12 protein-coding genes are annotated in these 16,404 nt (G+C 37.0%); all 12 read left to right on the forward strand.

Going from position 1 to position 16,404, the window contains the following annotated elements; all coding sequences use genetic code 11:
* Nucleotides 1-1,579 (forward strand): DUF11 domain-containing protein (locus O970_RS07360; protein ID WP_036563017.1); only part of this gene is annotated, 1,579 nt, incomplete at its 5' end.
* Nucleotides 1,579-5,157 carry a TonB-dependent receptor gene (locus O970_RS07365; protein WP_105291851.1) on the forward strand — a complete coding sequence of 1,193 codons (3,579 nt, stop codon included), beginning with the start codon at nucleotides 1,579-1,581 and terminating at the stop codon, nucleotides 5,155-5,157. The genes O970_RS07360 and O970_RS07365, both read left to right, overlap by 1 nt.
* Before the next feature lie 193 nt (nucleotides 5,158-5,350).
* Nucleotides 5,351-6,118 (forward strand): bifunctional demethylmenaquinone methyltransferase/2-methoxy-6-polyprenyl-1,4-benzoquinol methylase UbiE, encoded by a 768-nt coding sequence (gene ubiE, locus O970_RS07370; RefSeq protein ID WP_024496477.1) that lies wholly within the window; start codon nucleotides 5,351-5,353, stop codon nucleotides 6,116-6,118.
* A gap of 12 nt (nucleotides 6,119-6,130) precedes the next feature.
* Complete coding sequence (ubiB, locus tag O970_RS07375) at nucleotides 6,131-7,672, forward strand: ubiquinone biosynthesis regulatory protein kinase UbiB (protein WP_081685289.1); 1,542 nt, start codon at nucleotides 6,131-6,133, stop codon at nucleotides 7,670-7,672.
* Between the two features lie 15 nt (nucleotides 7,673-7,687).
* Nucleotides 7,688-7,891: a twin-arginine translocase TatA/TatE family subunit gene (gene tatA / locus O970_RS07380; protein ID WP_105291852.1), complete on the forward strand. Its 204-nt coding sequence runs from the start codon at nucleotides 7,688-7,690 to the stop codon at nucleotides 7,889-7,891.
* A 9-nt stretch (nucleotides 7,892-7,900) separates the two neighbouring features.
* Entirely contained in the window at nucleotides 7,901-8,290 is a 390-nt protein-coding gene (tatB, locus tag O970_RS07385) for a Sec-independent protein translocase protein TatB (protein ID WP_024496479.1), read from the forward strand.
* Entirely contained in the window at nucleotides 8,274-9,035 is a 762-nt protein-coding gene (tatC, locus tag O970_RS07390) for a twin-arginine translocase subunit TatC (RefSeq protein WP_024496480.1), read from the forward strand. The genes tatB and tatC overlap by 17 nt, the downstream gene beginning before the upstream one ends.
* A 101-nt stretch (nucleotides 9,036-9,136) precedes the next feature.
* Nucleotides 9,137-9,859: a hypothetical protein gene (locus O970_RS07395; RefSeq protein WP_024496481.1), complete on the forward strand. Its 723-nt coding sequence runs from the start codon at nucleotides 9,137-9,139 to the stop codon at nucleotides 9,857-9,859.
* A gap of 121 nt (nucleotides 9,860-9,980) precedes the next feature.
* Nucleotides 9,981-11,405 (forward strand): bifunctional D-glycero-beta-D-manno-heptose-7-phosphate kinase/D-glycero-beta-D-manno-heptose 1-phosphate adenylyltransferase HldE, encoded by a 1,425-nt coding sequence (gene hldE, locus O970_RS07400; RefSeq protein WP_024496482.1) that lies wholly within the window; start codon nucleotides 9,981-9,983, stop codon nucleotides 11,403-11,405.
* A 231-nt stretch (nucleotides 11,406-11,636) separates the two neighbouring features.
* Nucleotides 11,637-12,293: a GTP cyclohydrolase I FolE gene (folE, locus tag O970_RS07405; protein WP_024496483.1), complete on the forward strand. Its 657-nt coding sequence runs from the start codon at nucleotides 11,637-11,639 to the stop codon at nucleotides 12,291-12,293.
* 221 nt (nucleotides 12,294-12,514) lie between these two features.
* On the forward strand, nucleotides 12,515-13,447 hold the full coding sequence (ribF, locus tag O970_RS07410; RefSeq protein WP_024496484.1) for a bifunctional riboflavin kinase/FAD synthetase: 933 nt from the start codon (nucleotides 12,515-12,517) through the stop codon (nucleotides 13,445-13,447).
* 150 nt (nucleotides 13,448-13,597) lie between these two features.
* Nucleotides 13,598-16,399: an isoleucine--tRNA ligase gene (gene ileS / locus O970_RS07415; RefSeq protein WP_024496485.1), complete on the forward strand. Its 2,802-nt coding sequence runs from the start codon at nucleotides 13,598-13,600 to the stop codon at nucleotides 16,397-16,399.
* The last annotated feature ends 5 nt before the right edge of the window (nucleotides 16,400-16,404 follow it).

The following is a 16,404-nucleotide window of genomic DNA, read 5'->3' on the forward strand; positions in this document are numbered from 1 at the left end:
GTCAACCATCACTGTTGAGTTATTCTATCCAAATTCAACACAGCCATTAGCGGGCTTAGGCAATCGCTTAGAGTTGGTTAGTAAAGATGGTAACGCGCTTAAGGGACACGTTGCATTTGTTAATGAAAGCAATGGCGTCTATACCTTTAAAGTCACCTCAACGACCTTAGGTAAAGATGAGTTTATCTTCAAAACCAGCAAGTCAATGAGCAAACAGTCAGCGACAGTAAGCTATATGACGGGTGACGAGTTTGATCAAACAGCATCAACGATTGAAGCATTGCCAAATTCAATCAGGGCTAATGGTGAGGATGTTGCTATAGTAAATGTTAAGTTATTCTATGCATCAAATCCGAATAAACCAATTACTGGTCATACGGATGTAACATTAATAAGCAAAGATCCAAATAAAGCTATTGTTGGTAATGTGACTCCTATGGGAGAAACCGCTACTGGTATTTATAGCTTTAAGGTGACATCTGATGTAGTAGATTCTGATGAATTTGCATTCAAAACTACAAATACAGTAAGTGCTAATAGTGTTGTAGTTAACTATGTGACATCAGAGGATGCAAACTTACGGATCACGTTGAAAACATCTGAAAAACAAGTGAAAGTCGGTGATGTGATCATGTTTATCGCTGATATAGAGAATATTGGCAATACTAATGCAGTAAATGTAAGTATCGTCAATACGTTACCAGTTGGCTTTAGTTATATCGCTGATTCAGCGACTATAACCACAGCTGATGCAATATCAACAACGGGTAACAGTCCTGTAGATATCAGTAATATTTCGATTAAATCGAAATCGACAGCGACATTACGTTTCCTTGTAAGAACAGGTGCTGGTATAAAACCAGGTAATAACATCGCTTATGCCGAAGGTTATGCAATCAGCAACGATGTATCAACATTGGCCGCAAATGCGTTACCTGTATCATCTAAGCGTTTAATCTCTAACAGAGCATCAGTAACGGTGATCGTTGATAATAGTGATCCAATGGTAGATGAAACCTTATTACTAGGAACGGTTTATCACGACCGTAATGGTAATGGTATGCAGGACGCTGGTGAACCGGGTATCCCAGGTGTGAAAGTGATTAGTGCTGAAGGGCTAATTATGACCACCGATCAGTATGGGCGTTATCATTTAGAAAATGTAGCGGGCGGCAAAGGAACACGTGGCCGTAACTATATTCTAAAAGTTGATACTGCAACTTTACCAGTAGGGACAACATTCGTAACACGTAATCCATTGGTTAGACGTATTACCCCAGGATTACCTGTGAGGTTTGATTTCGCTGTGAAATTACCTGAGGAACAAGTACTTGAAGTAAGTGACAAACTGTTTATCACAGGCAAAGCCGATATTCAGTCTTCTTACAATAAAGTATTAAGTAAAATGGTCGATGTCATTAAATCAAATGACATTAAAGAAGTTGTTATTGTGACAACAGCAAAACAAGAATTAGCAACTATGCGTGAGAACATATTAAGGGATCTGCTAAATGCAGAACTTGGTGAAGGTAATTCTGTAATTGTAGGTAGTCAGACTCCTGCAGTGGAGGGCAAGTAATGAAGACGAGAATGAAATTTCTTGATTATACACTTCTGACTATTTTAGCTAGTTTTTCAGCGACAGCTGCTGCAGATACAGAGGTAGTTGATTGTAGTAATGAAACTGAGTGTCGAGTTGATGACAAGGTTTTATTTACGGTGAAACCAAAATCGGGGAATGCAAATTCCCCCTCTACTGGTAATGTTATCAATTTGACCGGTAATGGTATGATTTGGGCTTCTGAGGAGAGTAATTTTAATCAAGCTGAATTATCTATTTCAGCCCCATCTTCTGTGCCTTTACAGAATGGTAAAATTATCAAACCCGTTGAGTTTTATGTTCGTTCCAATTATTCAGCCTTTGTGGATAACTACGTGGTTTCTATTTATCGTGGTACAGATACTGATTTAATTGAACCGCTAGTACAATTACCCGCTGATGTCAAAGCAATATCGTCCATCCTTTGGGATGGCGATTTGCCAGCAAAATATCAGTATCGTGTAGGTGATTCACTTATTTATGTGGTGCGTGCCTATGATAAAGAGGGTCATTTTGACGAAACGTATTCACAAGCAATCAAACTTGTCACGCCTGAAGAGAATGAACGCGGAAATACGGCAATTCGTGATTCGCTTTCTCAAAATAAAGGTCAAGTTATGACCAAAGAAGAAGCGATGACTGAAAGTTTAATTGATAGTGTCGTGAGTTCAAATAATTTATACCGCCAAAATATTCCATTTAGAGGATCGCGGGTTAAGATCCAAGGTACAAATATACCTGATGGAAGTAATGTTTATATTAATGGAGAATCTTATCCAATTGATTTAAACCGTAAATTTGCTGTAGATTTCTTACTACCTATCGGTGAACATGATTTTGATATTACTGTAGATGATAAAAAAATGGGTAATATTGAACGTGTACTTACCGTTGATGTATCAGGTAACTCATTTTTTATGGTGGGGATGGCTGATGTTACTGTTTATCAAAATAGCGCAAGTGGTTCGAATAAAGAGGCTGCGCTAACTGATAGCGAAGGCAATTATAATGATAAAGATTTAATGTCAGATGGGCGTATTGCGTTCTATATGAAGAGTAAAATCGATGGTCGTTATACTATTACTGCGCATGCCGATACGCGAGAAAAAGAACTACAGCATCTATTTAGTGGATTTGGGCGTGCTTATCCAGAAGATGTTTTCCGTAGCTTAGATCCAGACTTATATTATCCAACTTATGGTGATGATTCTTCTGTTTATCGTGATGTCGATACTATGGGACGTTTCTATTTACGTGTAGATTGGGATAAAAGCCAAGCATTATGGGGTAACTTCAATACAGGTATCGCCGGTACTGAATACGGACGTTATTCTCGTTCATTATATGGTGCTGCGCTTGATTGGCGTTCAATCGCAACTACAAAATTTGGCGATACCAGAACCGAATTACGAGGTTTTGCTTCGCAAGCTCAAAGTAATCCAGGTCATAGTGAGTTCTTAGGTACTGGCGGTAGCTTGTATTACTTAAAACACACACGTATTTTATCTGGATCAGATAAAGTGCAGGTACAGATCAGCGATAAAATAACAGGGCGAGTTGAATCAACAATCAGTTTAACACGTGGTGTCGATTATGAAATTGATGCGGTGCAAGGCCGTATCATTTTAGCTAAGCCATTAACACAAATTGTTAGACAATCTATGCCAAGTATTATCCATCAAGATCCGCTTAATGGTTATGAACAGCGTTTACTAGTTGATTATGAGTATATTCCAACGGGGTTTGAACCAGAATCCATTACCTCAGGGGTACGTGGTAAACACTGGATCACCGATAATATTGCAGTTGGTGGAACTTATGTTGATGAGAATCAAGCCGGTAAAGATTATCTAATGAAGGGTGCTGATGTTACCCTCAAAGCGGGTAATGGTACTTACATAAAAGCTGAATATACCAAAACTGAATCAACAGGCGTGCCAATCTTTTATTCTGATAATGGTGGTTTAAGTTTCAATGAAGTTAATAAAGTAGATTCAAACCGAGAAGGTGAAGCGAAAGCTATTGAAGGGCGTGTTAATCTGAAAGAACTTGGCGTCACCGATAATAATATCAGTGCAGGTGCTTGGTGGCATAAAGTTGATAAGGGTTATTCGACTAGCAACAGTGATAATGCCGAAGATACCGAACTCTACGGCGCGGAAATTTCAGCTGATATTACTGACAATTTATTAGTATATACTCGTCATACCAAAGTGGATAAAGGTAACAAAAGTTACATAGAATCCCAATTAAGCTCTGAATGGCGTATTACTGATGATTCAACAGTAACGGCTGAAGTCAAACGTGTTGAGACGAAAATAGGTGCTGATAAAGCGACAGGTATGTTGGCGGCTATGCAATATAGCTATCAATATAATTCAAGTATTGAATTGTATGGTTCAGGACAGATTACCTTAGATAATGATAGTGGTGAATATGCTAATAACGATGCGGTAACAGCTGGTTTCAAATATCTATATGGTGATTTATCATCAATTGGTATTGAAGGGACCACAGGTGCTCGCGGTAGCAGTGGATTATTATTTGCTGAACATCGTTTAAGTACTGATCATACTATTTATGCCAATTATACTTTATCGGACAGTAAGTCTGACTATAGTTCAGCCTTTAATTCTAATCAAGGTGGCTGGACTGTTGGGCAACGTTGGCGCTTAACCGATAGAATTAATTTATTCAATGAAACCCAGCAACTTAAAGGCAGTGCTAATGAAAAAGGGACGGCGAATACCATTGGCGTGGATTATTTACTTGATGAAGGTTGGAGTACCAATGTTACTGTACAAGATGGTAAATTAAAACGTTCAACGGATAATGCGAAAATTCATCGTACTGCAGTGAGTGCCTCAATTAGTCGTACAACTGACGACATGGATTGGAGTTCGAAAGTTGAATATCGACATGATTCAGGTGCCGAGCATCGTCGTCAATGGTTAACCACTAACCGTGTTAACTGGAAATTCAATGAAAGTTTACGTTTATCTGGTAAATTTAATTATTCTGAAACACATGATATGGTAACCGAAGTCGATGAAGCTAAATTCATTGAAAGTGGTATAGGTTTCGCATGGCGTCCTTGGGATAATAATCAATGGGCATTATTTGGTCGTTATAATTATTTATATGATGATTCGAGTAATGGTCAGGATTCTGATGGGTATGACCAAAAATCTCACATATTCTCATTAGAAGGTGTACATAAACTGAATGCCCAATGGGAATTTGCAGCTAAAGTCGCGTATCGTCAAAGTGAAAAGCGCTTTGGATATCTTGATGATTGGTTTGATAGTTCAGCCTCCTTTGCTGCGGCTCAGATCCGCTATGATTTAATCAATAAATGGCACTTAATGGGTGAATATCGTTGGTTAAAAGTTAAAGATGGCGGTACTAAACAAGGCTTCTTAGCGGGTATTGATTACGATATTAGTGATTACCTACGCTTTGGGCTTGGTTATAACTTTACTGACTTTAGCGATGACTTAACTAAACAAGATTACAAATATAAAGGCTTCTTTATTAACGTAGTTGGTTATTATTAAGTTATTATCTATATAAATTATAATAAAAATGGGCTTAGCTATAGCCCATTTTTTATTTCTACTGCTATTTGAAAACAATCTATTATCGTATTGCAGCTCATTAAAATTAAGCCAAGGTTTTGATACTATGTTTTTTTAAACTAAAGAAATTATGTTAAAATAAGCGCTCTTTGATAATGAGATGGTTATAAGAATGTCAAATCCAACAGATAAAAACGATCAGGATGTTATCGATTTTGGTTTTCAACAAATCCCGAAACAGGAAAAGGAACATAGAGTAGCTGGTGTTTTTCACTCTGTTGCTGATAAATATGATGTAATGAATGATTTGATGTCATTCGGGATTCACCGCTTATGGAAAAAAGCCACCGTTGATCTTTGTAGTATACGTAAAGGACAAAAGATTTTAGATTTAGCAGGAGGGACAGGCGATTTAACAGCTAAATTTTCTCGCTTAGTTGGTGAACAAGGTAGGGTCATATTGGCTGATATTAATGACTCTATGCTAAAAGTTGGAAGAAGTAAATTACGGGATAAAGGACTTATCAATAATATTGACTATGTACAGGCTAATGCTGAAGCCTTACCGTTTGCTGACAATTATTTTGATTGTATAACGATTTCATTTGGACTACGTAATGTCACCGATAAACAGAAAGCATTAGCATCAATGCACCGAGTATTAAAACCTGGGGGACGTTTATTGGTATTAGAATTTTCAAAGCCACAGCATGCCCTACTTAATAAAGCTTACGATCTTTATTCTTTTCATGTCTTACCCGTTATGGGAAAAGTGATTGCTAATGATGCGGACAGTTACCGTTATTTAGCCGAATCCATACGAATGCATCCCGATCAGGAAAAATTAAGACAGATGATGTTAAACGCTGGTTTTAATGACGTCAAATATTACAATATGACTGGCGGTATAGTGGCACTTCACCGTGGATTTAAATTTTAATATTGGATTAGCATGAAATTTTTGCGTATATATAAAATCATCGCTGTACAACGCGCTTACCAATTAAGTGAACTATTACCTTCACATAAATACGCCTATTGGTTAAAGTTAATATCAAAATGTCTATTTTGGGTAAGACCAAAAGCAAAGGGTAAGCCTGTTGGTGAACGTCTTCGTTTAGCCTTACAAGAACTCGGTCCTATCTGGATCAAATTTGGGCAAATGATGTCAACTCGCCATGATCTTTTATCCAAATCACTCACAACTCATCTGGCTTTACTACAAGATAACGTCACCGCTTTTGATGGTCAACTCGCAGCACAAATCATTGAAAAAGCATTAGGTGCGCCATTAACCGATTATTTTGATGAATTTGATTTAACGCCATTAGCCTCAGCTTCTATTGCACAAGTCCACGCCGCGACCATGAAAAATACTCAAATTCCTGTTGTGGTAAAAGTCTTGAGACCTAACATTAAATCTGAGATACAAGCAGATATTGAGTTAATGTATTGGGTCGCTGAAAAATTAACTACCTCAGTTAAAGGTGGCGCGCGTCTAAGAGCCAGTGAAATTGTCAATAACTATGAACAAACTTTATTAAACGAGCTAAATTTACGACAAGAAGCCCACAATACTTGTCGTTTAAGAGAAAATTTTATTGATAGTCAGGTCTTATATATTCCTTACGTTTATCAAGATTTATGCCGTGAAAATATCTTAGTTGAAGAGCGTATTTCAGGTGTAAGCATTGCTAATATTGAAGCCTTACATCGTGCTGGCGTTAATCTACCGTTATTAGCTGAACGTGGTGTTGAAATCTTTTTCACACAAGTTTTCCGAGATAACTTTTTTCATGCTGATATGCATCCTGGTAATATTTTTATTGATATTAGTGATCCACAAGATCCACGCTATATTGGCATTGACTGCGCAATCGTTGGTGAATTGACCCATCAGGATCAACAATATTTAGCTGAAAATTTTATTGCCTTCTTTAATCGTGATTATCGAAAAATTGCTCAGCTTTATATTGATTCGGGTTGGGTGCCAGAAGATACCCATCTTTATGACTTTGAAATGGCTATGCGAGATGTATGTGAGCCTATTTTCGCTAAACCATTAGGTGAAATTTCATTTGCGACGGTTTTATTCAACCTATTTAATGTAGCTAGACGATTCAATATGGAGGTTCAGCCGCAATTAATTTTATTAGAAAAAACATTATTTTATATTGAAGGTTTAGGACGGCAACTTTATCCAGAACTTGATTTATGGAAAACGGCAAAGCCTTTTTTAGAAAACTGGTATGCTGAACAGATGAGTATTAAGACGTTCATTCGTCAAGTGACAAAAACAGTCCCGATGATCAGCCGATTATTACCCGAATTACCAAGCCAACTAAAATCACAACAGCGTGTTAATCAAGTATTAAAATCAAAATTGGATCATTTATCACAACAGTTGTATACTGTACAAAGGAGACAGTTACATCAATCTTATATCCTGACCGCTATTATTATTGCGGTAATAGCTTTAATTGTTTTGTATTAAAAAGAGGTTTTATCTATGATGCCAAGTTTACCACAACTACTGATTCTTATTGCAGTTGTTGTTTTATTGTTTGGAACAAAAAAATTACGAACATTAGGTGAAGATTTAGGCACTGCTATTAAAGGGTTTAAAAAAGCGATGAGCGAGGATGAAGATGAACAAAAAGCGTCTAATGATAAAGTGCTCACACAAAACCAAAAGCATGATATGGATAAATAAGAGAATATCGTGTTTGATATAAGTTTTGGCCAATTATTACTCGTCATGATAATTGGCTTAATTGTACTAGGTCCTCAAAAATTGCCTATTGCGATAAAGACGGTTGCTAGTTGGATTAGGACTTTACGTACTATCTCCAACTCCGTCCAACTTGAGCTAAGTAGAGAATTAAAATTACAGGAGTTGCAAGCGAGTTTAAAGAAAGCTGAGGAGAGTGGACTAGAACATATAGCGCCAGAGATTCAGGCATCTATAGATGAATTAAAAAAGTTAACCGCCTCAATGCAACAAAGTTATGCCAAACAGAATCATAAACTTACTTCCTCAATGCAATCTACGCAAACGAATGATAATTTATCGAAAGATAGCATAAATACAAATCATGATCAGCAACGATAATTCACAACCCCTAATCAATCATCTCATTGAGCTACGTCGTCGATTAATACACGCGCTAATCTGTTTCACGCTAATATTTATCGTATTATTATACTTTTCCAATCATATTTATGCCCTTATTGCCAAACCGCTAATTAGCCAACTGCCTGATGGTAGTAATATGATTGCCACAGATATTGCTTCACCATTTTTTACGCCTATCAAATTAACGGCATTAGTCGCTTTATTTGTCTCTATCCCTTATATCTTATATCAAATTTGGGGCTTTGTTGCACCAGCACTTTATAAAAATGAACGACGTTTAGTGTTACCATTATTAATATCTAGCACCGCTTTATTTTATTTGGGACTGCTTTTCGCTTATTTCGTCGTTTTTCCAGTGGTATTTTACTTTTTTATCCATACCGCCCCAGCGGATATAGCGATTAATACTGATATTACCAAATATCTTGATTTTGTGATGACGCTATTTATGGTATTTGGATTTGCTTTTGAAGAACCTATTGCGATTATTTTGCTCTGCTGGAGCGGCATTACCACCGTTGAACATCTTAAAAGCAAGCGACCTTATATAATTGTTGCTGCTTTTACTATTAGTATGTTTATTACTCCTCCCGATGTTTTTTCACAAACATTATTGGCCATTCCAATGTGTATTTTATTCGAAGTTGGATTGTTCTTTGCTCATTTTTATAAACCGAAAATAACGGATCATTTACAGCAAGATCAAACAGAAATCGATTAACGGTTAATAATAGGTTTATAGCAATATTATTGTCTTTTTTTAAAATTTTATTAATTTACTATAAAAAATATTTTTATTTTATATAAAGGAAGAATAGAACAATGTTTTCTCTAACATCTTTTAATGGATTTCTTTTTTCATTAGTTTCTTTTTGGTGGATTTATTTTGTTGTTTTTATATTAGGCGTTATTACGCGTTTAGCTAGCGAAAAATTGATAAAAATTATATCAGGAGTATTAATTGTAGTTGCTGTCATTGGTTTTTTTTACCCCCATTCTTTTGATGGTCACCGCTCTTTTAGATTATCAATAAATCTCCTTTTTTTACTTTTTATTATTATTGGATCCATTCTATCAATTGTTGAAGATAAAAATAAAAAATTGATTAGTTGTTTTCTAATAACAGTGCCAGTAATTTGCTATATTATTGGTTTTATAATCGATAGAATGATGAATTATTCTCTAACATTCTTTGCTAAATTTCAGTTTTCATTAGTTTCTCTTTGGTGGATTTATTTCACTGTTTTAATATTAGGCATTATTACGCGTTTAGCAAGCGAAAAATTGATAAAAATTGTAGCAGCAATGTTAGTTGTAGCCGCTGTTATTGGCTTTTTTAATTCCTATTCTTTTAATGACCACCGCTCTTTTAGATTATTAATAAATCTCCTTTTTTTATTTTTTCTTATTACTGGCGTCATTCTATCAGTTGTTGAAGATAAAAATAAAAAACTGATTGGTTCTTTTCTAATAATAGTGCCAGTAATTTGTTATACTGTTGGTTTTATTAGTTTTATCGCTCATCAATGTTCATTGATATTATAATTTATAAACAAAAACAGTATCAGAAAATGAAGCAGGCAGCAAAAATAATTAAAACTAAATACTTTATGTTAAAATGGTCGAAATTAACATTGATCCTGTTTTAGCTGATGAGAATTGAATAATGAAAACTCTATTACCTGATTACACTCAAGCAAACGTACTTGTTGTTGGCGATATTATGTTAGATCGTTATTGGTATGGCACAACGGGTAGAATTTCTCCAGAAGCGCCTGTTCCTGTGGTTAAGATTGATTCATTGGAAGAACGTCCTGGGGGCGCAGCCAATGTGGCGATGAATATTACTTCATTAGGCGGGCACTCAAGATTAATAGGGCTAACAGGTATTGATGAAGCCGCCAACATTCTTGATGAACAATTATCGAAACAGCATGTAACCTGTGATTTTGTTTCATTATCTTCACATCCAACGATTACCAAATTACGTGTTTTATCACGTAATCAGCAACTAATTCGTCTCGATTTTGAAGAAGGCTTTGCTAAAGTGGATCCAACGGCTTTATTGGAAAAAATTAAGTCAGCATTACAAACTACAAAAGTTATGATCCTGTCTGATTATGCTAAAGGGGTGCTAAGTTCGGTACAAACCATGATTCAGCTAGCCAATAAAGCTAATATTCCAACGCTCATTGATCCGAAAGGAACCGATTTTGAACGTTATAAAGGGGCAACATTATTAACCCCGAATATGTCAGAATTTGAAGCGGTAGTTGGACACTGTGAAACGGAGCAGGATATTATTGAAAAAGGGCATGCGTTGATCAAAAAACATGGTTTTAAAGCACTTTTGGTGACCCGTTCAGAAAAAGGGATGACCTTATTACAACTGGATAAACCATTGCTACATTTACCTACTCAGGCAAAAGAAGTTTATGATGTAACCGGCGCAGGGGATACTGTGATCGCAACATTGGCAGCTTCATTAGCTGCGGGTACGTCGTTAGAAGAGGCCTGTTTTTTTGCGAATGCGGCGGCTGGTATTGTCGTGGGCAAATTAGGAACGTCAACGGTAACACAAGTTGAATTAGAAGACGCATTGCGTGCACGAACTCAAAATGGATTTGGGGTAATGACACAACAAGAATTAAAAGCTGCAGTTAGTAAAGCTCGTCAACGAAATGAAAAAATTGTGATGACTAACGGGTGTTTTGATATTCTACATGCTGGTCATGTCTCTTACTTAGCCAATGCGCGCAAATTGGGTGACAGATTAATTGTTGCGGTTAATAGCGACAAGTCTGTAAAAAAACTAAAGGGAGAGACGCGACCAATCAATCCACTATTACAACGGATGATTGTACTTGGTGCGCTTGATGCAGTAGATTGGGTTGTACCATTTGAAGAAGAAACGCCGCAACGACTTATTGCAGAAATTCTACCCGATATTTTAGTAAAAGGTGGTGATTACCAACCAGAACAAATCGCGGGGGGAGCCGAGGTTATTGCTGCTGGTGGACAAGTAAAAGTATTAAATTTTGAAAATGGCTGTTCAACGACTAATATTATTAATGCAATAAAAGGTCAATAAATAACATTAATCAAGAGGATTAAACGCGTTTTAAAAGCATTATGTTAGGATGAGAAATATCAGCTAAACTATAACAACTTACGCTAACGCGTTTATTATATCGACGATTTTTATGGTATAATAAACGCTATTTGGCACAAGTTATGATAATAATTTTGTCCATGCACTATTTTAATTTGTAACAATTGGGAGTAAATTAGTCAACTCTTTCCTATTGTTTGGCTATAAAGTATGTCTATCTTAAGTAATGAAGCGATATTAGTAAAACAAGCACTAATACAGAAAAATCTCGAAACACCATTTAAACGTGTCGCCTTAACCAAGGACGAACGTAAAAAGCAAATTCAACACCATTTTACTAAAATTATGCAGTTAATGGAGTTAGATCTCAGCGATGATAGCCTTGTTGAAACACCCCATCGTATGGCCAAAATGTATGTCGACGAGATTTTTTTAGGACTGGATTACGCCAATTTTCCTAAGATCACCTTGATTGAAAATAAAATGCAATTTGATGAAATGGTGACGGTACGCGATATTACCTTAACCAGTATTTGTGAACATCACTTTGTTACCATTGACGGTAAAGCGACAGTCTCCTATATTCCGAAAGATTATGTGATTGGTCTATCTAAAATTAATCGTATTGTTGCGTTTTTTTCGCAACGACCACAAGTTCAGGAGCGTTTGACGCAACAAATTTTAGTTGCATTACAAACCTTATTGGGTACTAATAATGTTGCTGTTTCTATTGACGCCGCCCATTATTGTGTTAAAGCGCGCGGCATTAAAGATGCAACTAGCATGACAACCACGACCGCATTAGGTGGTGGATTTAAGACTAATGCCAGTACACGTCAGGAGTTTTTGCGTTCAATACGGCATTAATTTTATTTTTATCCTAATATAGTTAACCTTAGGGAAACAGCTTGTTAAAAATGGTGGTATCAGGGTCTGTGTGAGATAAAGTAGTTTGATATGATACGATGATTGGCAATAATATAGGCTTTCTATTGTCTAAAAATGGTTGGCTACTACAACTCAAACATACATCCTGTTATAATTTACCCCCAATATTAGAAGCATATTTAACGAGTTATTTTTATTGAATGAAGATCATCCGGGGTATTCATAATTTACCCATGTCGTTAAAAGGTTGTGTTTTAACCATGGGTAATTTCGATGGTGTTCACTTAGGACATCAATCATTAATTGCGCATTTAAAACAGGCCAAACAGCATTATAATTTACCGACGGTTGTTATGATTTTTGAACCGCAGCCGTTAGAATATTTTCAACCTGATAACGCTCCAGCACGTTTAACCTCTTTTCAAGAAAAATATTATCAACTGCAACAATTGCATATTGATTATTTGCTATGTATTCCATTTAATCATCAAGTTGCCATGTTATCGCCAGACGATTTTGTTCAGCAGTGGTTAATCAATCAATTGCAAGCACACTATATTATTGTGGGTGATGATTTCGCCTTTGGTCGAAAAAGAGAAGGTGATATCGCATTATTGGCACATTACGCTAAAGCCGGTCACTTTGCATTAAACAGTTTACCCACTTATTATTATCAGGGACAGCGAGTTAGCAGTACAGCGATTCGTCAAGCTTTGTCACTATCACAATTTGATTTAGCTCAGCAATTATTAGGTAGACCATATACGATTTGTGGTAAAGTGATACATGGAAATGCGCTAGCAAGACAGCTTGGCTTTCCAACGGCGAATATCCAATTGCATCGATTAAAACCCGCCTTGCACGGCGTCTATCAGGTTGAGGTAGTGAATCAGGCTAACAACAATAGTTATCAAGGTATTGCTAATATTGGCGTTCGTCCAACTATTGATGGTAAGTGTGCAACATTAGAAGTGAATATTTTTGATTTTAACCAAGATATTTACGGCCAATATTTAACGGTTCATTTTAAGAAAAAAATACGTAACGAAAAAAAATTTGCATCAGTTGATGAGCTAAAACAACAAATTGCACAAGATGTTTGCATCGCACGTAATATTAGTGCAAAATTCTAATATTTGATTTTTTTGCAATTATACACAAATTATTTTTATTCGTTCAGTCTTACTCATTACCATATAGAGAAATTAAAAAAGAAAATGATTAGTTTTTCTACGCGACACGAAATAATGAGTATTTAATTAAACAGAATTGGAACAACTAGCATGACAGACTATAAAAGTACCCTAAATTTGCCTGAAACAGGTTTTCCTATGCGTGGAGATCTGGCAAAACGTGAACCCGCTATGTTACAAAATTGGTATGATCATGATCTTTACCAGCAAATTCGTAATGCGAAAAAAGGGAAAAAGTCATTTATTCTCCATGATGGTCCTCCTTATGCAAATGGTAATCTTCATATTGGTCATGCAGTCAATAAAATTCTTAAAGATATTATTGTTAAATCAAAGACCTTAATGGATTATGACTCGCCTTATGTACCAGGTTGGGACTGTCACGGTTTACCTATCGAATTAAAAGTTGAAGAACAAGTAGGAAAACCTGGCGAGCAGGTTACCGCAGCAGACTTTAGAAAAATATGCCGAGAATATGCCGCAACACAAATAGAGTTACAGAAAAAAGACTTTATCCGTATGGGGGTTATAGGCGATTTCCAACATCCGTATCGTACGATGGATTATCAGACTGAAGCCAATATTATTCGCGCATTGTCGAAAGTGATCGAAAACGGGCATTTAGTGAAAGGGGCGAAACCTGTTCATTGGTGTACTTCTTGTATGTCTTCATTAGCGGAAGCGGAAGTCGAGTACTACGATAAAGCCTCACCAGCGATTGATGTCAAATTTAGAGCGAGTGATGCGAATGCGGTGGCAGCTAAATTTGGTATTGCCACTGATTTACCTATTTATGCGGTTATTTGGACCACGACCCCTTGGACCTTACCAGCAAGTCGTGGTATTGCCCTTAATGCTGAATTTGAATATCAACTGGTTGAAATTGAACAGCGAGAATGTTTAATTTTGGCGGCGGATTTAGTATCAACGGTTATGCAGCGCGCAGCAATCAGTGATTGGAAAATAGTCGCGAGCTGTAAAGGTCAAGACTTAGAATTATTACGTTTTGCGCATCCATTTTTAGAATTTGATGAGCCAATAGTGCTTGGTGATCATGTTACTCTCGACGCGGGGACTGGGGCAGTACATACCGCGCCAGGCCATGGTCAAGAGGACTTTATCGTTGGTCAACAATATCAACTTGAAGTCGCTAATCCTGTCAATGTGAATGGTCACTATGTCGCAGGAACGGGTGCAGGTCTTGATGGCTTATTTGTATTTAAAGCGAATGATATTATCATCGATATGTTGAAAGCGCGTGGCGCGTTATTACATGTCGACAAGATCGAACATAGTTATCCATGTTGCTGGCGCCATAAAACGCCAATCATTTTCCGTGCAACGCCACAATGGTTTATTAGTATGGATAACCAGCACTTACGCGCTCAATCATTGGCAGGTATTAAGCAGGTACGTTGGATCCCTGATTGGGGACAAGCACGCATTGAATCAATGGTTGCAAATCGTCCTGATTGGTGTATTTCACGTCAACGTACTTGGGGTGTACCAATGGCATTATTTGTCCATAAAGAGACTCAAGAGTTGCATCCTGATACATTATCGCTAATAGAAAAAGTAGCGCTATTAGTTGAAGATAAAGGTATTCAAGCATGGTGGGATCTTGATATTAAAGATTTACTTGGACCTGATGCTGAAGATTACATGAAAGTCGCTGACACGTTAGATGTGTGGTTTGATTCTGGATCAACATTCTTCTCTGTCGTCGAGGCTCGAAGCGAGTTTAACGGTCATGAACCCGATATCTATCTTGAAGGTTCAGATCAACATCGTGGTTGGTTTATGTCATCACTAATGTTATCAACGGCTATTAATAATAAACCGCCTTATCGTCAAGTTTTAACGCACGGCTTTGTTGTAGATGGCAATGGTCGTAAAATGTCTAAATCGTTAGGTAATATTGTTACACCACAAGAGGTAATGAATAAACTAGGTGCTGATATCATGCGCTTGTGGGTCGCTTCAACGGATTATGCCGGTGAAATTGCTTTTTCAGATGAGATTATTAAACGTTCTGCGGATAGTTACCGCCGTATTCGTAATACAGCACGCTTTTTATTAGCTAACTTAAATGGTTTCGATCCAGAAAAAGATATGGTTTCAGCCGAGGATATGATCGTTCTCGATCGTTGGGCGGTAGGCGCGGCTAAATCAGCCCAAGCAGATATTATTGATGCTTATGATAATTACGATTTCCACCGTGTTGTTCAACGTTTAATGCATTTCTGCTCAATCGAAATGGGATCTTTCTATTTAGATATTATAAAAGATCGTCAATATACAGCAAAACGTGATAGTTTAGCGCGTCGTAGTTGTCAGACTGCCTTATATCATATTTCAGAAGCTTTAGTACGCTGGATGGCGCCAATAATGTCATTTACTGCGGATGAAATTTGGCATTATCTACCAGGTAAACGTAATCAATTTGTGTTCACTGAACAATTCTATTCTGATCTGTTCACGCTATCAGATGATGAAAGTATGAACGATGAATATTGGAATACTATTTTACGTGTTCGTGGTGAAGTTAATCGAGTTCTTGAGCAGGCGCGCAACGATAAAGTGATTGGTGGTTCATTAGAAGCTGCGGTGACGCTGTATGCAAAACCAGAGCTTGCCGCTCAATTAACGCAATTACAAAATGAGCTGCGTTTTGTTTTGTTAACCTCTGAGGCCATAGTTAAACCGTTTGAAGAAGGTACAGAAGCGTTGGCAACAGATATTAATGAGCTTAAAATTGCGTTTGCAAAAGCGAACGGAGATAAGTGTCCGCGTTGTTGGCACTATACAGTCCAAAATGACCCAGAGACACACCTATGCCATCGTTGCCAAATTAACGTTGAAGGTTCAGGTGAACCACGACATTTTGCTTAATTAAT

It is taken from the genome of Candidatus Schmidhempelia bombi str. Bimp, from assembly GCF_000471645.3.
Classification (GTDB): domain Bacteria; phylum Pseudomonadota; class Gammaproteobacteria; order Enterobacterales; family Orbaceae; genus Utexia; species Utexia bombi.